Genomic DNA, 19,966 nt, shown 5'->3' with positions numbered 1-19,966 from the left:
GGTGGTCAAAGCCCAGCTTCCGCCTGGGCTTATGCCGCATGCGGTTAGTCGAAGAGGGATTTATTGCTCGACTGCAAGCCCGACCAGAGCATTTCAAGGTGCTTGAAATTCCAGTTTTCTGGATCTTCGCGGCCCATGATTTTGTCGCGACCCGCCACTTTACTCAGATCAATTATTTCCTGGTGGATTGGCAGTTTCGAGCGGGCGGAAAAGAACACTTTGACCACCGGTGTCAGTAACGATTTTGCGCTTTGCTCCATCACTACGGCAAGGCGACCGCTTTCCAGGCGAACCAGCGCTCCACAAGGGTAAATGCCCACGCATTTAACGAAGGCCTGGAATACCTGCGCATCGAAATGCCCCTGCCATTCAGCCATCTTGCGGATCGATTCGGCAGGGTCCCAGCCCTTTTTGTAGGGGCGGTCAGAGGTGATGGCATCATACACATCACACACCGCGCCCATGCGTGCAAATAAACTGATGTCTTGCGCTTGTGTTTTGTTCGGGTAGCCGCTTCCATCCACTTTCTCATGGTGGCTCAGGCAAACATCCAGTACCTGTGGGCTGATCAGCGGGTTATGCAACAGCATTGCATGCCCGGCAGCGGGATGGCCACGTACTGTGTTGAACTCATCGTTTGTAAGGCGCCCGGGCTTGTTCAAAATCGAATCGGGAATCGCCATTTTGCCAATGTCATGCAGCAGGCCACCGATTCCTGCCTCTTTAACCAGCTCAGCCGGCAACTCGAGCTCTTGAGCCAAGGCAATCATCAGTGCACTAACCGCTACCGAGTGCATATAGGTGTATTCATCGGCGGTTTTCAAGCGTGCCAGGCTGATCAAGGCGCTAGGGTGACGTTTTACAGAAATGGCTATTTCATCGATCAGCGATGATACCTGATCAACCGCAACCGCCTTACCCATGCGTGCGTCGGTGAACATCTCAACCACGGCGGCCTTGGATCTGGCGCAGATCTTCAGTGCGCGGTTGATTTCATCATTAAGCTCAACCTTGGCAACTTGCTTACTTTGCTGCGCGGCACAGAGCAAGGCATCGGTTTCAGCGGCAACCTGTTGCTCGGATTTGCTGTTTTCAACTTGGGCAAGGTCATCGCCTTTGCTGGCGTCAATCCACAGTTCACTCAGGTTCGAGTTGCGAATCGCGCGCAAGTCTTCAGGACGAGTAAGCAGAAAGCGGCCTTTCCAGAATGGGTGATCCATCCAGGAACCCGAGAACTCATGGATGTACATGCCCAACCGCAGCTGGCTGACTTCGATTTTTCTGAGCACTGGAAGTTGGCGCCCCATGTTGTTATGCGTTCAAGTTTAGGTGTGGAATATCTGCAGCGTCCAAGAATTAGTCTGGGCTTTCGGCATAGGCGCTAAACAGTTGTTGATATTGCTTTTTTAGACCGTAACAGAAATGGCAGAACTCAACTGTATCGTCCACTATAAAAGAATCTGTACCGGTGCAATTTGCAAGGTTCGGGTTACTGTTACGGTTCAGTAAGGCGAGAACGCGCATATGACTAATCTGTTGCTCTACCAACGTATCGCTCAGCAACTGGCGGAGGATATTCGTCGAGGTGTTTACCAGCCTGGAGAGCGCGTGCCATCGGTGCGCAAGATGAGCACTCAGCTGAGCGTCAGTCACGCAACTGTGCTGCAGGCCTATGCCAACCTTGAGGATCAGGGGCTTATCCGTGCGCGTCCGCAGTCCGGTTATTATGTTCACCAGACGCCCGCGCTGACTGCACCAACGCCTGATGTGGCGAAGGTCGAGCGGCCAAGCCTGGTGACTCGCAGCAGCATCATTAATCAAGTGTTGGATGAGTCCCGTCGTGAAGGGGTGTTTCCGCTGGGCGCTGCTGTTCCGCATATTGACTACTTACCGGCTCGGGCGTTACATCAACAACTGGCCAAAGTCACTCGCTTTCAGAGTGCGCGGGCCTTCAATTACATGTTCAGTCCTGGTTATGAGCCATTGCGCCGTCAGGTTGCGATCCGCATGCGTGATGCTGGCGTGGTTGTTGATCCGTCTGAGGTGGTGATTACTCACGGCTGCGTGGATGCGCTGCAGATGTCTTTGCGTGTGCTCACCAAGCCGGGTGACCTGATTGCAGCTGAGTCACCGACCTATTATGGGTTGTTGCAACTCGCCGACTTGCTCGGTTTGAAAGTGATAGAAATCCCCAGTGACCCAACCACTGGTATGAGTCTTGAGGCATTGCAATTGGCTGCCAGCCAGTGGCCAATCAAAGCCTTGGTGCTGACACCACGCTTGAGCAATCCGCTAGGTGGAACCATTCCTGAAGACCGGCAAAAGCAGTTGCTCAGACTGGCTGAGAATTTTGATATCCAGATTATCGAAGACGATATCTACGGTGAGCTGATGTTCGAGCAAGGGCCGACCAAGGCCTTGAAGTCGAATGACCGTGAAGGGCGAGTGGTGTACTGCTCCAGCTTCTCTAAGACGCTGTCCCCTGGTGTGCGCATTGGTTGGATCATCGCCGGTAAATACCAGGATGAAATTCAACGCCTGCAGACATTCTCGACTCACTCGGCTTGCAGCGTCACGCAGATGACCGTGGCTGCCTACCTTGAGAACGGTGGTTATGACCGGCACTTGCGATATATCCGCCAGGAATACCGCAAGAACCTCAGCGCTTTCCAACTGGCGGTGCAGCAGTATTTTCCCGAAGGTACGCAAATGACCCGGCCCAAAGGAGGGTTCATCTTGTGGGTCAGTCTGCCTGCTCGGGTCAATACCAAGGATTTGCATACCCGGGCGTTACAGCAAGGCATCAGCATCGCACCGGGATTGATTTTCAGTAACACCGAGCAGTTCAACCATTGTGTGCGGATTAACTGTGGTGTGCCGTGGAATCGCGAAGCCGAACGCGCGGTGATGACCTTGGGCATGCTCGCGACTCAGCTGTGCCAAGAGGTTCAGCCCACACAGATAAATTGATCCGTCTTAACCCCGCGGCACAATCGGCTGCGTCTACTTGGATGAATCATTCAAGGAGATGCAGCCATGCTCACATCAATTCGTTGTCCCAATGCGCTGTTATACGGTTTTGCCAGCTCGATGCTCGTTGCGTTGAGTGCGTGCCGCTACGATGTGGCTGAGCCCGTTAAATCTGCACCTGCCAATCCGCCTCCTGTCGCCTACGAACGGGCAAGGCCTGCGTCAGAACCTGCACTGTATAAACAAGTCAGTGCTGAGTCGGCTGATATGCTCAGCCAGCCTGGAATGTTGCATGCCCCCATCGATGAGCAATTCAATGTTGATATAGGCCAGGAGCAGTATCAGCATTACCCCGCAAATCCGGTGATGGCCACTGCGCAGAACCCGGTATCGACTTTTAGTATTGATGTCGATACCGGTGCTTATGCCAACGTGAGGCGTTTGCTCAACCAGGGGCAATTGCCACAAGCGGATGCGGTGCGCCTTGAGGAAATGATCAATTATTTTCCCTACGACATAGTGGGTGAAGACCAAGGGGCGCCCTTTGTGCTGAGCACCGAAGTGGCGCAAACACCCTGGAATCCGCAGAGCCTGTTGTTACGATTGGCCATCAAGGCAGAGGACCGTTCGGTTGCCGAGCTGGCACCTGCAAACCTGGTGTTTTTGGTTGATGTGTCAGGCTCGATGGACCGTCGCGAAGGCTTGCCCTTGGTGCAGAGCACGCTCAAGCTTCTGGTCGAACAATTACGGGCGCAAGACCGTGTTTCGCTGGTGGTCTATGCCGGCAACTCAAGTGTGGTCCTGACGCCGACTTCAGGCAGTGATAAAGCCACAATCCGAGCCGCCATCGATGGGCTGCAGGCGGGCGGATCAACCGCGGGTGAATCGGGCATTGAATTGGCCTATCAACAAGCCCAGAAAGGCTTTATCAAGCAGGGCATCAACCGCATTTTGTTGGCGACCGATGGTGACTTCAATGTGGGTGTCAGCGACTTTGATGCGCTCAAGCGTCTTGCTGCAAGCAAGCGTAAAACTGGAATATCACTGACAACCCTTGGGTTTGGCACCGGCAATTACAATGAGCGCCTGATGGAGCAGTTGGCAGATGCCGGTGATGGCAACTACGCCTATATCGACAACTTGCGTGAAGCTCGAAAAGTATTGGTTGATCAACTCAGCTCAACCCTGGCCGTGGTCGCCAAGGATGTAAAGATCCAAGTTGAGTTCAACCCTGCGCAAGTCAGTGAATATCGCCTGCTGGGTTATGAAAACCGGGCGCTGAAGCGCGAGGACTTCAATAACGACAAGGTCGATGCTGGTGAAGTCGGAGCGGGCCACAGCGTGACGGCTTTGTACGAGGTCGTTCCAGTGGGTAAGCGTGGCTGGCTAGAGCCGCTGCGTTATCAAGCGAACGCAACGGCACCCGCCAAGCAGGCGGTCAGTGACGAGTTGGCCATGCTACGCCTGCGTTACAAGACGCCCGGGCACAATAGTAGTCGCTTGCTGCAAGTGCCAATCGCCAAGCCAGCACAGGTGGCAGCTATTGCCAATGCCTCACAAGACATGCGCTTTGCAACTGCAGTCGCAGCCTTTGCGCAACAACTCCAGGGCGGTCAGTACACCCGACAATTTACCTTCAAGGACAGCGCTGAACTGGCGCGCAGTGCCAAGGGTAATGATCCATTCGGATTGCGTGCTGAATTTATTCAGCTGGTGGAATTAGCCCAGAGCTTGCAAACTTCAACCCCCGACCTGGCTACCCATCGAGTTGAGTGATAGTGAAATCAGCGGTTTCTGAATCCAAGGACGTCGATGACGCCAGCTTGCTGCGCCGTTATCGACAAGGTGATGCCGAGGCGTTTGCGCAGCTTTACCAGCGCCATCGCCTTGGCTTGTTTCGTTTTTTGTGCGGTTTATGCGGCGACCAGACGCTGGCCGAGGAGATATTCCAGGAAACCTGGCTGAGTATCGTGCGCAGTCAATCGTTGCAGCGCGAGGCCGTTCTCTTCAAGACCTGGCTCTACCAAATAGCCCGCAACCGACTGATCGACTATTGGCGCAAGCATGGTAAGGCCGATGCATCAAGCGATGAGTACGACGAACAACAGCATGCTCAAGCAGACTCACAACCGGGGCCTGAGCAGCAGGTCGATTTGATTCAGGACCAGCGTCGCCTGCAATTGGCGCTGGATGACTTACCGGCCGAGCAGCGGGAGGTGTTTGTGTTGCGCGCGCATGGCCAACTGGAGGTGCACGAAATCGCCGAACTGACGCGTACACCGGCTGAAACGGTCAAAAGTCGTCTGCGCTACGCGATGCAAAAGTTACGTCGGTTGCTGGAAGAGGTGTCTGTATGAATAACGATGAACAATTAGTCGAGCATTATCGTCAAAATCAACGGCAGGAACCTTCAGCCGCGCTGGATGCAAGCATTTTGGCGGCGGCCAATGCCCAGGCTCGCAACGCACGGCCACATTCGCTGTGGATGCGTTTGTACAGCTGGGGAAACCACAAGCGCTGGTCGGTTGCGCTCGGCAGTCTTGCGGTCGTAGGGCTTGCTGTTGGCCTGGTGTTTAATGGCTATCAGCAGTCATCACCGATTTACGATAATCCTCTACCAGCAGCGGCCCCAGCCATGCAGGGATACGCCGCGCCTGCGCTCAAGCGCGAGCGAATGGCTGAGTCGCAAAGCGCGCCGATACAACACCCGCGCATGCAGCAAAGTGAGGCGGCCGATGCACTATCGGCTGAATCAGCAATGCCTGCTGAGCCTGTTGTCGAGGCCCATGAAGCGAGCAAATCCCAGACTAAAATAGCGTCTGGAGTTTTAGCCGATACCGGTGATCTGGAAGCTCAATTGCAACAGATAATTCAATTGCGCAAAGACGGCCACACACAGCAAGCTGAAGCACTGGTCAAGGCGCTGCAGAAGCAATATCCGACGCTTGATATTGAACAGCAGTTGCAAGAACTGCGCGCGCAGGATAAATAGCGGATGCTAAAAAGCCCGTGACGCAACCTAGCGACTGAGCCTGCCAGTTTAAGGATGATGCAGGGGTGTGCAGAGATGATTGAACTGTATGGATACAATTTTTTGTGTAGAGCCAAGATGAACCTGACGCGTTATTCAGTGGTGTCGACTTTGTTGGCCTTGTTGGTTGCTTGCGGCCCCGACCAAGAGCCTGCCAAGTCGCCCGCCAGCAGCGGGGCTGAAACCCAGCCCAAGGAAAGCGCTGCACCAGAGGCAAGGGTGGGCGCCGAGGTCGACCGAGTTGAAACGACTGCCAAGCCTAAGCCTGATAGCAAAACTGAGGCGGCGGATACAGCAGTAAAGCTGGATCTGGATTTGGATTTGGAGCCCGCGCCGAAACTTGAGACCGATTTTGAGCCCGAAATTGAAACCGAGCCGGAGGTTGAAAAGCCGGTTAAAAAATCCCCAGCTACTAAGCCAGTTGCCAAAGTGCCAGAGGTCAAGCTCGATCTAAGCTTACCCAAGGACTTGGTTCAGCAGCTTAATGATGCCGATACTCATGAGTACAATGCGGTTAAGCCGTTGCCGCCCATGTTTGGGCCCAAAGATACTCAGCCGAAACCTTTTGAGCTAAGTGGCAAGTTGCTTACGGATGACACCAATGGCAAGGGTTCACTCGACTCCATTGATGGCGCGCAGCTGCAGTTCAAGTTCAAGCAATAGTACGCGTTGGCAGTTGAATGAAACGGGCTAAGTGCTGGTTGGGGGTGTCGCGATTTGCTGAGACTATCATTCAAACCGTGGCTAGAACCGGTATTGCCCGCCAGTAATTGCTTGATACAGCGCCTGGGTTACAGGAGTGAAGCTGTTGCTGCCGGGCAAACGGGCGAATAGCGGGTCTTGCACGCGGTCAGGGTCATAGCCGGCGTTCTTGAGGTCAGTTTTTTTGTATTTGAAGGTGCCTGTCGTTTCAACCTGGTCGAGCAGGCGAATAAACAGGGGGGCCGCATAACTGGGCAGCTCGGCATCCAGGTAGCGGGCCAGGGCTTCGCCGTCAAAACTCAATCCAGGACTGAGCCGCAGTGCCGCCATACCGCAGCGGCCATTGGTTCCATTGATTTCGACGCCGTAGACCACAGCATCTTCAATGCCTGGATATGTGCTCAATGTGCTTTCAACTTCGGTGGTGGAAACGTTTTCACCTTTCCAGCGAAATGTATCGCCGAGGCGATCGACAAACTGGGCATGTTTGCAGCCGATATCACGCATCAAGTCTCCGCTGTTGTACCAGGCGTCGCCCTTTTTGAAGACGTTGCGCAAAATGGCCGCTTCACTTTTTTGGGTGTCGGTATAGCCGTCAAATGGCCACTTGTCTGAGATCTCGCTGATCAACAGGCCAGGCACATCCTTTTTGGCTTTTTGCAGAAAACCCTTGGCGTTGCGCACAACCCTGTCGTTTTCCAAGTCGTATTTGACTATGGCAAAGGTTGCCGGTGAAAAGCCTACGGTATTGTCAAAGTTGAACACATTGGTGAAGCCAATGTTGCCCTCGCTTGAGGCGTAGAATTCGGTAATTTGCTCAATCGCGAAACGGTCCTTGAATGCCTGCCAGATGGCGGGGCGCAAACCGTTGCCGATCATGCAGCGCAGGCTGTTGTTCTTTTCCTCGGGGCATTCAGGTTGGTTGAGCAGGTAACGGCACAGCTCGCCGATATAACCGAAGCAGGTCGCTTGGTAACGCTGCACATCGCTCCAGAACGCGCTGGCCGAGAACCCGCGGCGTAGGGCAATAGCCGCACCGCCCGCAATAGCGGCGCTCCAGCAAACGGTCACGGCATTGTTGTGATAGCAGGGCAGCGTCAGGTACAGCACATCGTTGCTGTTAAGGGCCAAGCCTGAATGACCAAAGCCGCCGTAGGCCTTGATCCATTTGCCATGGCTCAAGATCGATGCCTTGGGCATACCGGTGGTGCCGGAGGTGTAGATGAAAAAGCACGGGTCTTTCATCTTCACGTCATAGCTTTCAAGCGGATTGTGCTCAGGTTGCCCCTGTGCTTGCTGTAATAAGTTGGTCCAGCCATTGGGCTCGATGCCTGTGTCTTGCAGGCAGTCTTGGTCGGCAATCCAGTAACGGATAAGCGATGACTTCTCTAAAAGTGGCTCTGCGTCTGTGATGCTGGAAACCAGCTCTTCGCCAATCACCATATAGCCGGGTTTGACCAGGTTTATGCTGTGCGCCAGGACCTTGCCACGCTGGGTAGTATTGATCAGTGCTGAAATAGCCCCCAGCTTGCTGACTGCTGCAAGGATGGCGAGCAATTCAATGCGGTTTTCGAGCATCACCGCGACCACGGTTCCGGCGTGTACGCCATCGGCTTTCAGCGCAGCCGCAATGCGGTTGGCCCAACGGTTTAACGCTGTGTAGGAAACTGAGCGTTGTTCATCGACCAGGGCAGGGCGCTGCGGGTATTTATCAGCCGCGCGTTGCAGCGCCCAGGCCAGCGATAGGGTCTTGTCACGATTACTAAGTCGAGCGTAGTAAAGCCCTAAAAGCCTGCGTGGAAGATTCGGCAGTTGCTTGGGCAGACGACTGAGGAAATCTAACGGGGAGATCAGGTCAGGATTACGCATTAGGCTCTAGGCTCACACTGTTGAGATGGCTGTAAGCCACTCTATGCGGGCCTGATCTAGCCCGACTATGGCCCTGGGGCGAGGCAGGTCGGGCAGATTGGCAAATTGCCGGTGCAGCTTGTTGCTTATGCGCCTAATCGAGGAACAAGTCGGCAATCAAGGCCCCACCTTGTCGATCATAGCGGTAGTGTTCGAACTCGGTCTGGCCTTGTTCGCGAAGGATTTGTTCATCGATCAATAAGCGGCCGCTGATGCTGCGCTTTTCGCTGCGCAGGATTGCACAGGCGGCATCCGCCATGATCAACGGAGTGCGGGCGCGCTTAAACACATCGCGGCTGCCCAGCTCAAACTCAATCGCGGCTGTTGCGATCATGGTTTGTGGCCACAGTGAGTTAACGCTGATGGCGTACTTCTTGAATTCTTCGCTCATGCCCAGCGTCAACATGCTCATGCCGTATTTGGTCACCGTGTAGGGGCCATGCTGGGCAAACCATTTGCTGTCGAGGTTGAGTGGCGGCGACAAGTTGAGGATGTGGCCGTTGCCGCTTTTCTTCAGATAGGGCAGCGCTGCCTGGCTGCAAACCATCACCGCGCGTGTATTGATCTGGTACATCAGATCGAAGCGCTTGGCCGGCAAATGTTCGACACCGAGCAACTTGATTGCCCCGGCATTGTTTACCAGTGCATCGATTCCAGAAAAATGGGTGGCGGCTTGTTCCATGGCGAGCTTGACGGCGTTCTCGTCGCGCACATCCACTTGTAGGGCGAGTGCCTTGCCGCCCGCGGCTACCACTTCCTCGGCGACGCTGTGAATCGTACCCGGCAGTTTGGCGTGTGGCTCGGCACTCTTGGCGGCAATCACGATGTTGGCACCTTCGCGGGCAGCGCACAGTGCGATCTCGCGGCCGATGCCACGACTGGCGCCAGTAATAAATAGGGTTTTGCCTGACAATGACATCTATCTTCTCCGGTTTAATTCGCCGACACTGTGGCGTCATGCGCTTGGATTTCGACCAGCAGTTGCCGGTTTTTCACCTGTTCACCCGGGGTTGCCTGCACCCGACTTACCACGCCATCAATACTCGCTTTTAGCGGATGTTCCATTTTCATGGCCTCAAGTACGAGCAGTAATTGACCCTTGCTGACAGGGCTACCAGGCTCAACCAGCACCTCGACTATTGCACCATCCATGGGTGCCTTGACCGAACCACTACCTGCTGCTTCAGTGTTGGCCAGGGCTTTGTGGGTCACGTTCTGGATTTGCACGGAGCCGCTGTGGGCGAATAGGTGCAGGGTCTGGTTGTGCAGCTGATAGCACAGGCGCTGTCGCACGCCGTCGATTTCGACTGTGCAGTTTTCACCGTCAGCGCTGAGCAATTGCAGTTCGAAGCTCTGCTGTTCAAGGCTGATACGCAGTTTTGGCTGTTGCCCGGTGTGTACCAGCGTCAGGGTTGTCTTGACCGTTCTTTCAGCCAGTTCAAGCACATAGCCGAGCTCGGCGCTTGCTGAGTTGCTCCAGCCGCTGCGTTCTGCTTGCTGGGCGTTGTACGTAGCCGAAGCGTGATAGAACAATGCGCTTGCCAACGCCAGTTCCTTGTTGGAAATAGCTGGCGCTGTCAGGCTCGGATCCTGGCTAAAGTGTTCGCCGATAAAGGCCGTGGTTGCATTGCCTGAGGCAAATTGCGGATGCCTGAGCAGGTTGGCGAGAAATCGTTGGTTGGCTTTAACTCCAAGCAGTACGCAGTCTTCAACCGCGCGTGCGAGTTTGCGCCTTGCTTCGTCGCGGGTTGCCCCGTAAGCGATGATCTTCGCCAGCATAGGATCATAAAAGGCGCTGACCGCTTGGCCCTCAAGCACGCCATGATCAATCCGGATGCCGTCGAGCAGTGCTGGAAGCCAACGCATGACAGTGCCGGTTTGCGGTAGAAAATCCTTGGCAGGGTCTTCTGCGTACAAGCGTACTTCCATGGCGTGGCCGCTAATGCGTATCTGGTCCTGCTTAAGTGGTAATGGCTCGCCTTGAGCCACGCTGATTTGCCAGGCAACCAGGTCCTGGCCGGTGACCAACTCGGTGACGGGGTGCTCAACCTGCAAGCGGGTGTTCATTTCCAAAAAGTAGAAATCGCCGTTCTGATCGAGGAGAAACTCGACGGTGCCAGCCCCAACATAGTTTACCGATGCCGCCGCCTTTACTGCCGCTTCGCCCATGGCCTGGCGCAAGGCCTGAGTCATGACCGGGCAGGGCGCCTCTTCAACGACTTTTTGATGCCTGCGTTGTACCGAGCAGTCGCGTTCGCCGAGGTACACCAGATTACCGTGCTGGTCGCCGAACACCTGAATCTCGACGTGTCGGGGTTTGAGAACCGCCCGTTCAAGTATCAGCTCGCCCGAACCAAAGGCGTTGAGCGCTTCAGAACGGGCAGTATTGAGCTGTTCATCAAGTTCTGAGTGGGCCTGGACCAAGCGCATGCCGCGCCCGCCGCCGCCAGCGCTGGCCTTGATCATCAGCGGGTAGCCAATACGCTGGGCGTGCTCATGCAAGGTCGCTTGATCTTGCGCTGCGCCTTCATAGCCCGGTATGCAGGGAACCCCAGCCTCAAGCATGGCAACTTTCGACAGGCGCTTGCTGCCCATCAGGTGGATCGCCTCGATGCTGGGGCCAATAAAAGTGATGCCGGCAGCTTCGCAGGCACGTGCAAAGTCAGCGTTCTCGGAGAGAAAGCCGTAGCCGGGGTGGATCGCTTCGGCTGCTGTTTTTTGTGCGGCGGCGATGATGTTATCGATCTGCAGATACGACTGGCCAACCTGGGCAGGCCCGATGCATACGGCTTCATCCGCCATTTGCACGTGCCGCGCCTGGGCATCTGCCTGGCTGTACACCGCAACGGTGCGATAGCCCAGGGCCTGAGCCGTGCCTATGATGCGACAGGCAATTTCACCGCGATTAGCGATCAGTATCTTGTTGAAGGCCGGCATGCTGGCTACTCCTGGCAGGTGACGGGATGCAGTGGGTGTGGGCTCATACAGCCCAGCCTGGAGTACGTTTTTGCACGAAAGCCATGGTTCCTTCGATGCCTTCGGGGCTAAGCACTGCGTCGGCAAAGGATTGAGCTGCGTCATCCAGCAGTTGGTCAAGTGGTTGCAGTTCGGTGTTCAGCAGCAACGCCTTGGTCGCGGCATTGGCGTGGGGGGCGCAACGCCTTATTTGCGCCAGGGTTTCGTTGAGGCGCTGTTCGACCGCCGCAGCACTGGCTTCACTGAAGTGCACCACGCCCAGGCGCGCAGCCTCCTGGCCGTTGAAACGGGCGGCGGTCAAGGCAAGGCGGCGGGCTTGGGTCAAGCCGATGCGCTTGGCAACAAAGGGGGCGATTTGTGCGGGCAAAATGCCCAAGGTGGTTTCCGGCAAACCGAACTTGGCGTCGTCGGTGGCGATGGCAACATCTGATACGCAAGCAAGGCCAAACCCGCCGCCCAGCACAGCCCCTTCGAGCAGGGCAATCACCACTTGCGGCAAGCGCTGGGCTTGCTCAAGCATGCTGCCAAAGGCACGGTTCAACTCGCGGTAAGCGTCTAGCCCAACGGCGCGTGCATTGGCCATGTCCTTGATATCGCCACCCGCACAAAAGTGCCCGCCCGCGCCGCGCAAGACAATGGCTCGAACCTTCGGTTCCTGGTTGAGCTGGCTGAAAACCTGGGTCAGTTCCTTGACCATGTTCAGGCTCATGGCGTTGCGCGACTCAGGGCGGTTGAGCGTTACCGTCAGAACACCCTGTTCGAGGTTTATCAGCAGTGTTTTCAGATCAGGCAGTTGCATGGGATTCTCTCTGGCTCAGGGCTTGCTTCAGGCTTTTTTCTTGCCGGGTAGGATGCCCATCAGTTTGCAGATGATGCCGAGCATGATTTCATCGGCGCCGCCGCCAATCGAAACCAGGCGCACATCGCGATAGGCCCGGGACACTGGGTTGTCCCACATAAAGCCCATGCCACCCCAGTATTGCAGGCAACTGTCACTGACTTCACGGCCCAGGCGGCCGGCCTTGAGCTTGGCCATCGAGGCCAGCTTGGTGACATCCTTGCCAGCGACATACATTTCGGTTGCCTGGTAGACCAGCGCCCGCAAGGCTTCGATTTCACAGGCCAGCTCGGCCATGCGGAAATGAATCACTTGATTGTCGATCAGCGCGTTACCGAAGGTTTTACGCTCCTTGCAGTATTCAATGGTGGCATCGACGCAATGCTCCAGTCCCTTGATCATGTTGGCCGCGCCGAATAGGCGTTCCTCCTGGAATTGCAGCATCTGCATCATGAACCCGGCGCCTTCCTGGCCAATGCGGTTGCGCTGCGGTACGCGGACGTTATCGAAGAACACTTGCGCGGTTTCGGAGCTGCGCATCCCGAGTTTGTCGAGGTGCGGACTGAGCGTGATGCCCGGGGTGTTCATCGGCACCATGATTAGGGATTTATTAACGTGTGGCTTGCCGTCAGAGGTGTTTGCCAGCAAGCAGATGAAGTCAGCGCTCGGCGAGTTGGTGATCCACATCTTGCTGCCGTCGATGATGTAGTCGTCGCCGTCTTTGCGCGCCGTGGTCTTGAGGCCTGCGACATCTGACCCGGCGCCCACTTCGGAAACCCCGATGCAACCCACCATTTCGCCACTGATTGCCGGGCGCAAGAACTCATCACGCAGTTCATCAGAGCCGAAGCGGGCCAGGGCTGGTGTGCACATGTCGGTTTGCACCCCAAGTGACATTGGCACGCCACCGCAATGAATGGTGCCGAACTCTTCCGCAGCAACTATCGAGTAGCTGTAGTCGAGGCCCATTCCGCCGAATTTTTCGGGTTTGGAGATGCCGAGCAGGCCGAGGTCACCGGCTTTCCTGAACACTTCGTGGATGGGGAAACGACCGTCCTTTTCCCATTGGTCGACATAGGGGTTTATCTCTTTATCGACGAAGTTCTTGACTGTACGGCGCAGCTCTTGGTGTTCTTGAGTGAAGATCATCTTGTTATTCTCCAGAGCAAAAGGCTAATTCAGGGCGCAAGGGCTAGAAGCGCGCCACGCCAAAGCGATTGTTTTTCAGGGGGCGTGCGGCGGCTTCGGCGCAGATATCCAGCAAATAGCCGAGCAGCTTGCGGGTATCGCGTGGATCGATCAGGCCGTCATCCCAAAGGCTGGCTGTGCCATACAGCGCGGTCGACTGGCTGTCGAGCTTCTGCGCGGTGACCTGTTCAAGCATGTCGAGCATTTTCGGGTCGGCTTCAAGGCCTTCTTTTGCATGCTTGGCTTCGGTGACGATGCGCAGCACCTTGCCAGCCTGGGCGCCCCCCATGACCGCCGTTCTGCTGTTGGGCCAGGCGAAAATGAAACGTGGGTCAAGGCCGCGTCCGCACATTGCATAATTACCTGCGCCATAGGAGCCACCGACCACTATGGTCAGCTTTGGCACGCTGGCATTGGCCACCGCTTGAATCATTTTCGAGCCGTGCTTGATCACCCCAAGCTGCTCGGATTCAGTACCGACCATAAAGCCGGTGGTGTTGTGCAGGAACAGAATCGGCGTGTTGCTCTGTTCGCACAGTTGAATGAACTGCGCAGCCTTTGCCGCCCCTTGCGGCGTGATTGGACCGTTGTTGCCGATCAAGCCGCAGCGCTGGCCCTCAATACTCAAGTGGCCGCAGACGGTTTGCTGGTCGAATTCATTTTTGAAGTCGAGAAACTCTGAGCCGTCGGCAATTCGCGCAATGATTTCACGTACGTCGTAGGGCTTTTTCGGATCGGCTGGAACCACACCGAGCAGCTCTTGCACGTCATGCAGCGGTTGGCGATAGCTTGGCGCCTGGCGAGCGGGTAATTGCGCGTTCCAGGGCAACACGCTGACAATCTCGCGGGCAATGCGCAACGCATCTGCATCATTCTCGGCCAGGTACTCGGCAGTGCCTGCGGTTTGCGCGTGCATTTCGGCGCCGCCCAGTTCTTCATCCGTTGCCACCTCGCCGGTGGCGGCTTTTAGCAAAGGCGGGCCGGCGAGGAACATCTTGGCTTTGCCACGCACGACCACTACATAATCTGAAAGTCCCGGTTGGTAGGCGCCGCCTGCAGTACTGGAGCCATGCACCACGGTGATTTGTGGCAAACCCATGGCGGACATGCGCGCTTGATTGGCAAAGCCGCGGGCGCCTTCAATAAAAATATCGGCGGCATAGTTGAGATTGGCGCCGCCGCTTTCAGCCAGGGTCACGACCGGCAATTTGTTTTCGACGGCAATCTGCTGCAAACGCAGGGTTTTCTTTAGCCCGGTCGGGGAGATGGTGCCGCCTTTGATTGCACTGTTGCTTGCGCTGATCAGGCAGCGCACACCGGCGATATAGCCAATGCCCGAGATGATGCCACCACCGGCCTGGGTGCCGTCTTTGTCATCGTGCAGTTTGTAGCCCGCAAGTGAGGCCAACTCCAGAAATGGCGCGCCGGGGTCGAGCAGGGCACTGAGGCGTTCGCGCGGGAGCAACTGGCCGCGTTTGTCGAACTTGGCTTTGGCTGCTGCAGCCTTATCGAGTACTTTTTGTTCAGCCTCGCGAAAGCTGGAAATGGCGTTGAGCATGGCCTCACGATTGTCGGCAAACTCGCGGCTATGTAGATCAATCTCGGATTGAATCACCGGCATTGGTTATTCCCCTTTAAGCACGTCTGGCAAGTAGGCGCGGTGGAAGCCGTTGAATGCCTGATTCGCCTCGGCTTTGGCCTTGGCCAGCGGGAAGGCACGGGTGCCTTGGCTGGAGGCGCCGTCAATGCGCACAGTGGTGCCGCTGATAAACGCAGCACCGGGGCTGAGTAAAAAGACAATCGCAGCAGAGACTTCAGACTCAGTGCCGATGCGTTTTAAGGGTACATGCTCGCGCAGCACCGGAATGATTGCCTTGAAGGCGCCTTCATAAGTATCCATGCCGCTGGAGGCGATCCAGCCGGGCGCCACGGCATTGACCCGCACGCCCGCACAGCCCCATTCGACAGCAGCCGTTTTGGTGAAGTTTTCCATCCCGGCCCGCGCTGCGCCTGAGTGGCCCATGCCCGGCATGCCGCCCCACATATCGGCCAGCATATTGACGATGCTGCCGCCGTTGTTCTTCATCGACTGATTGAACACTTCGCGGGCGACCAAGAAACCGCCCACCAAGTTGGTCTTGACCACCGCCTCGAAACCTTTAAGGGTGATCGAGGCCAGTGGCGCTGGGTATTGGCCGCCGGCATTGTTGACCAGGTGGTGGATTTGTCCACGCGCGGCGATAACGCTTTCAATCAAGGCCTTGACCGAGGCCTCGTCACGGATATCGCAGCTGTAATAACTGACACTGCCGTTATCCTGGCTGATTTCTGCCGCGGTTTTTTCCAGCTTTTCGATCGTGCGACCGACCAGTACAACGTGTGCGCCAAGCGCCGCCAGCTCGTGTGCGGTGCAACGGCCAATGCCGCTGCCGCCACCGGTCACCATGATGGTTTGGCCAGCGAAGAGATCGGCTCGGAAAATCGACTTATAGCTCATTGTTATTCTCGTCTTGTGGAGGGCAGGACCTGGGCGTGCGTTGATCCGTTACTCGAGCCTGTTTGCCAAGGTGCTCGGTATTGGTACCGGAAACTCCAGCAGTTGTTGGGCAAAGGCCTTGCCTTGCGGGTCGATGCGCAGGCTGGCAACACCGCCGCCGCCCAAGGCGTTTTCCAGCAGAAAATTCAAACTATGGGTGCCAGGCAGATACCAGCGGCTGACCTTACTCTGCCTTGGGTCAAGTACATGGGCCATCCATTCGGCCACGGCAGGCTCAGTCAATGCAGCCGCGATCCACGCCATGTACTCGGGCTTTCTGGCCATGACCCCGATATTGCTGTGATTGCCCTTGTCGCCAGAGCGTGCAACCGCCAGCTTGACCAGTGGAACGCTGGTCTGCGCCTGACCGTTTGCTGCCGGTGGCGAGGCGGTCAGGCTTTGCTGTTGGCTGGGTTCGAGTGGGGCAAGGGCAACGCCGTGGCGCTGGCTGTCGATTTCGACCTCTAGTGCGCAGGCGGTCTTGTCGACCAGAAACGAGAACAGGCGGATAACCGGATAAACCGTTGGCCGCCCACCGACAATCCCGGTCAACCCCGGTGCCATACCGGTTGCGGCCTGGGCAATCTCCCGCGAGAACACTATCAAGGCTTCTTTTTTGGCGTGGCGCACCGCCAGCTTGACCACCACTTCGCGGGTGTCCTGGCGTTGCCCATGTGGGCCATAGGTGGCTTCGCTGCCAAGCAGCTCGATATTCACCTCGCGGTAATTGCCCCAACCGCGTTCAGCGAATATTTCCTCGGTCTTGGCAATAATCGCCTGGCTGACCCGTTGCGCCTTTTTCACTGCATCTATGCCGCTGATCAAGCAACTGGCGGTGCAGCGAAAACCATCGGGGTAGGTGGCACTGACTTTATAACTGTCTGACGGCGCCGAGCCTTTGGCGCCACTGACCGAAACCCGGTTGGGGCCAGACTGCTGCAGTTGTACCTGGCTGAAATCGCAGATTACATCTGGCAGCAGGTAGGCGTGCGGATCACCAATTTCGTAGAGCAGCTGTTCGCCAACGGTCAGTCGGTTTACCAGGCCGCCTGTGTTTTCTGGCTTGCTGACGGTGAAGCCAGCGTCAGCCTCAACCTCTATAACGGGGAAGCCAATGTGCTCGTAATCGGGAACCTCTTGCCAGTCAGTGAAGTTGCCGCCGGTGCATTGCGCGCCGCATTCGATGATATGTCCGGCAAGCGCCGCTTGGGCGAGTTTGTCGTAATCACTCCAGGACCAGCCGAACTCATGGACCAGGGCGCCGCTGACGACCGCGCTGTCGACTACTCGCCCGGTAATCACGATATCAGCGCCAAGCTCAAGTGCGGCAGTAATCGCCGGAGCGCCCAGGTAGGCGTTGACCGAGACGCAGAAGGGCGGCATGGCTGCACCGCTGAACATCTCCACCGTGCCTGCTTTGGCCAGCTCGCTGGCTTTGGCTTGTAGGTTGTCGCCATGCACCACGGCGATTTTCAAGCTGACTCCGGCTTTTTCGCAGGCCGCAGCAAGTGCTGCCGCGCAGGCTTGAGGATTGACTCCGCCGGCGTTGCTGATAACGCGGATCTTGCGGGTGGCGATGGTATTGAGCAGCGGCTGTAGGGTCTCGACGAAATCGCTGGCATAGCCGGCATCCGGGTTTTTCATTTTCGCCCCGGCCATGATCGACATGGTGATCTCGGCCAGATAATCAAAAACCAGATAGTCGAGCTCGGTTCCGTTGACAAGCTGGGCTGCGGCGGTGGAGGTGTCGCCCCAGAATGCGCTAGCGCAACCGATACGTACGGTTTTAGTCATTAGAGTCAAGCCCGCCACATGCTGATAGGTTGTGATCAACACTACCAAGCAAGCGCTTGGTTGAAAAGCCCTTGCTGTGATATTTCTACACTGAGCTAGTGCCAAGCGCTTGCTTGGTTTACCGTGTAAGCATAGATTTCGTTAATTCTCCAACATGCACTTGTCGGCCTCTTTAGATGTGGCTCGATGGTTTCCGGCAAGTCGCAGGCAGATATTCCAGGAGTTAAGGTTTGGATGATTTGAAGGCCCAGGCTGTCATGCAGGAACTGGTTGCCAATGGCTTGGTGACAGACCCGGACAGCGCTCGTGGGAAATTACTGCAAATGGCTGCGCACCTGTTTCGCAGCAAAGGCTATGAGCGCACTACAGTGCGTGACCTCGCCAGCGCTGTTGGCATCCAGTCGGGCAGCATCTTTCACCACTTCAAGAGCAAGGATGAAATTCTGCGCTCGGTGATGGAGGAAACGGTTCGCTACAACACCGCAATGATGCAAGCCGCGCTCGATGAGGCAACCACGTTGCGTGAGCGAGTGCTGGCGCTTATTCGCTGTGAATTGCAGTCGATCATGGGCGGCACAGGGGAGGCGATGGCCGTGCTGGTCTATGAGTGGCGTTCTTTGTCTGATGAAGGCCGTGCGCATATCCTGGCGCTGCGTGAAACCTATGAGCAAATCTGGCTGGAAGTCCTGGCGCAAGCCAAGGCTGAAGGCTACTTCAAGGCCGATCCATTTATCATCCGGCGCTTTCTGACTGGGGCGTTGAGCTGGACTACAACCTGGTTCCGTTCCGAGGGGCCAATGAGCCTTGATCAGTTAGCCGAAGAGGCGTTATCGCTGGTGTTGAAAGACTGATTGACGAAATTTCTTGAAAAGGGACAAAACCTGGCGCAAAACCGTCACTTTCAGCCAAGTGGCTACTTTGCGCATTATGCAGCTTCGTTAACTAGGGTAGAGTTTACGCTAGTGGCTATTTGCCAATATGGATGTTCGGGTAACAGGCAAGTCTATGTTCAAGCCGTTAATAGCTGCTGTATTGATAGTCTTTTCGAGTCCTTCGCTGGCCGGCCAAGTTGTTAATGTCAGCGGCGTGTACTTTCCGCCCTATGCGTTTGGTGCCAGCGAGGTGACAAGCCGTGGCTTGCTGCCCGAGTTAATCAGTGCGCTGAATAGCCAGCAGTCCGAGTTTGAATTCATCATTGTCCCGACTTCTTTGCAGCGCCGTTACGCTGACCTGAACAGTGGCCGAGTTGATATCAGCTTATTCGAGAATCCTCGCTGGGGGTGGCAGGGCATTCCCAACCAGAGCGTCGATATGGGGCTTGAAGACGCCGAGGTGTTTGTCGCGCGCACCGCGCAAGGCCGCCAACAGGCCTATTTCGACAAGATCCTGGGCAAACGCCTAGCTTTGTTCAGCGGTTATCACTATGGGTTTGCAGGTTTTAACACTGATCCCGACTATCTGGCTAAAACCCATAATGCCATCGTCAGTCGATCCATTGACGGTAACATCATGATGGTGGTTCATCGGCGAGCTGACATTGCCCTGGTTACGCGCTCGTACTTGAAGGTTTTTTTCGAGACTTACCCTAAATACGCGAACATCCTGTTGATCTCCGAGCGGGTCGACCAGGTTTATAAGCATCATGCGCTCTTGCGCCAAAACGCGCCCATCACCGCACAGCGATTTAGTCAGTTGCTTGAAGGGTTGCGCCAGGCAGGGCAGTTGGACGCGATTTTTGCGCCCTACAATATCAAGGTCGTGCGCCCGGATAAAATAGCCATACAACCTGCCCAGAGTCTTACTGAGCAGGTCGGGCCTATTGAGGACTAAGAGTTCTGCGCATCCTTGGCGTCTTGCTCAATATTGCGTTTGTGGATGCGCTTAAGCTGCTCATCGGTCAGGTTCAACGGTTTTGCAGTGTCGCGGAGCATCATCAGGCCGCCAACGATGGAACCTAAAACGACAATAATCAATAACCAGATATACCAAGGCATGCTCGGCTCCCAATCAGGGGGTGAACAGC

16 protein-coding genes and 2 pseudogenes are annotated in these 19,966 nt (G+C 56.0%); 7 read left to right on the top strand and 11 right to left on the bottom strand.

All coding sequences use genetic code 11. The features are described 5' to 3' along the window. Window positions 1-44: 44 nt before the first annotated feature. Window positions 45-1,289, bottom strand: coding sequence for an HD-GYP domain-containing protein (locus AACY26_RS00340; RefSeq protein ID WP_339511648.1), 1,245 nt, complete (start codon window positions 1,287-1,289; stop codon window positions 45-47). Window positions 1,290-1,524: 235 nt separating this feature from the next. Here AACY26_RS00340 and AACY26_RS00335 point away from each other — a divergent pair, with 235 nt between their 5' ends. From AACY26_RS00335 to AACY26_RS00315, 5 genes are all read left to right on the top strand, one after another. Next, window positions 1,525-2,970 (top strand): aminotransferase-like domain-containing protein, encoded by a 1,446-nt coding sequence (locus AACY26_RS00335; RefSeq protein WP_339509818.1) that lies wholly within the window; start codon window positions 1,525-1,527, stop codon window positions 2,968-2,970. Window positions 2,971-3,036: 66 nt separating this feature from the next. After that, complete coding sequence (locus AACY26_RS00330) at window positions 3,037-4,746, top strand: vWA domain-containing protein (protein WP_339509816.1); 1,710 nt, start codon at window positions 3,037-3,039, stop codon at window positions 4,744-4,746. A 2-nt stretch (window positions 4,747-4,748) separates the two neighbouring features. Continuing rightward, the gene (locus tag AACY26_RS00325; RefSeq protein ID WP_339509814.1) at window positions 4,749-5,327 is read left to right on the top strand and encodes an RNA polymerase sigma factor; all 579 of its coding nucleotides are present in this window, start codon (window positions 4,749-4,751) and stop codon (window positions 5,325-5,327) included. Beyond that, on the top strand, window positions 5,324-5,962 hold the full coding sequence (locus AACY26_RS00320; protein ID WP_339509812.1) for a hypothetical protein: 639 nt from the start codon (window positions 5,324-5,326) through the stop codon (window positions 5,960-5,962). The genes AACY26_RS00325 and AACY26_RS00320 overlap by 4 nt, the downstream gene beginning before the upstream one ends. 117 nt (window positions 5,963-6,079) lie before the next feature. Beyond that, window positions 6,080-6,664, top strand: coding sequence for a hypothetical protein (locus AACY26_RS00315; protein WP_339509810.1), 585 nt, complete (start codon window positions 6,080-6,082; stop codon window positions 6,662-6,664). Between the two features lie 81 nt (window positions 6,665-6,745). Here AACY26_RS00315 and AACY26_RS00310 read toward each other — a convergent pair whose 3' ends face one another. From AACY26_RS00310 to AACY26_RS00275, 9 genes and pseudogenes are all read right to left on the bottom strand, one after another. After that, on the bottom strand, window positions 6,746-8,572 hold the full coding sequence (locus AACY26_RS00310; protein ID WP_339509809.1) for a long-chain-acyl-CoA synthetase: 1,827 nt from the start codon (window positions 8,570-8,572) through the stop codon (window positions 6,746-6,748). A 133-nt stretch (window positions 8,573-8,705) separates the two neighbouring features. Next, window positions 8,706-9,530 carry an SDR family oxidoreductase gene (locus tag AACY26_RS00305; RefSeq protein ID WP_339509808.1) on the bottom strand — a complete coding sequence of 275 codons (825 nt, stop codon included), beginning with the start codon at window positions 9,528-9,530 and terminating at the stop codon, window positions 8,706-8,708. Window positions 9,531-9,544: 14 nt separating this feature from the next. Then, window positions 9,545-9,790 (bottom strand): annotated as a pseudogene (locus AACY26_RS21275) (biotin/lipoyl-containing protein); the annotation flags it as partial. Window positions 9,791-10,110: 320 nt separating this feature from the next. Next, a pseudogene (locus AACY26_RS00300) lies at window positions 10,111-11,548 on the bottom strand (acetyl-CoA carboxylase biotin carboxylase subunit); the annotation flags it as partial. A gap of 43 nt (window positions 11,549-11,591) precedes the next feature. Then, on the bottom strand, window positions 11,592-12,386 hold the full coding sequence (locus AACY26_RS00295) for an enoyl-CoA hydratase/isomerase family protein (protein WP_339509805.1): 795 nt from the start codon (window positions 12,384-12,386) through the stop codon (window positions 11,592-11,594). 27 nt (window positions 12,387-12,413) lie between these two features. Beyond that, on the bottom strand, window positions 12,414-13,574 hold the full coding sequence (atuD, locus tag AACY26_RS00290; RefSeq protein WP_339509803.1) for a citronellyl-CoA dehydrogenase: 1,161 nt from the start codon (window positions 13,572-13,574) through the stop codon (window positions 12,414-12,416). A gap of 43 nt (window positions 13,575-13,617) precedes the next feature. Then, a complete protein-coding gene (gene atuC, locus AACY26_RS00285) occupies window positions 13,618-15,234 on the bottom strand; it encodes a geranyl-CoA carboxylase subunit beta (protein WP_339509801.1) in 1,617 nt (538 codons plus the stop codon). Between the two features lie 3 nt (window positions 15,235-15,237). Beyond that, entirely contained in the window at window positions 15,238-16,110 is an 873-nt protein-coding gene (locus tag AACY26_RS00280; RefSeq protein WP_339509799.1) for an SDR family oxidoreductase, read from the bottom strand. Between the two features lie 48 nt (window positions 16,111-16,158). Continuing rightward, window positions 16,159-17,943 (bottom strand): acyclic terpene utilization AtuA family protein, encoded by a 1,785-nt coding sequence (locus AACY26_RS00275; RefSeq protein WP_339509797.1) that lies wholly within the window; start codon window positions 17,941-17,943, stop codon window positions 16,159-16,161. A gap of 230 nt (window positions 17,944-18,173) precedes the next feature. Here AACY26_RS00275 and AACY26_RS00270 point away from each other — a divergent pair, with 230 nt between their 5' ends. Beyond that, complete coding sequence (locus AACY26_RS00270; protein WP_339509795.1) at window positions 18,174-18,794, top strand: TetR/AcrR family transcriptional regulator; 621 nt, start codon at window positions 18,174-18,176, stop codon at window positions 18,792-18,794. A 154-nt stretch (window positions 18,795-18,948) separates the two neighbouring features. Next, on the top strand, window positions 18,949-19,773 hold the full coding sequence (locus AACY26_RS00265; protein WP_339509793.1) for a substrate-binding periplasmic protein: 825 nt from the start codon (window positions 18,949-18,951) through the stop codon (window positions 19,771-19,773). Here AACY26_RS00265 and AACY26_RS00260 read toward each other — a convergent pair. Next, window positions 19,770-19,937, bottom strand: coding sequence for a DUF2897 family protein (locus AACY26_RS00260; RefSeq protein WP_339509791.1), 168 nt, complete (start codon window positions 19,935-19,937; stop codon window positions 19,770-19,772). The two genes, AACY26_RS00265 and AACY26_RS00260, sit on opposite strands and share 4 nt — an antisense overlap. Between the last annotated feature and the right edge of the window lie 29 nt (window positions 19,938-19,966).

The sequence above is a fragment of the Pseudomonas sp. RL_15y_Pfl2_60 genome, assembly GCF_963970595.1.
Taxonomy (GTDB): domain Bacteria; phylum Pseudomonadota; class Gammaproteobacteria; order Pseudomonadales; family Pseudomonadaceae; genus Aquipseudomonas.
Note: the sequence above shows the minus strand (reverse complement) of the source record. Positions and strands in the feature narration are given on the sequence as shown.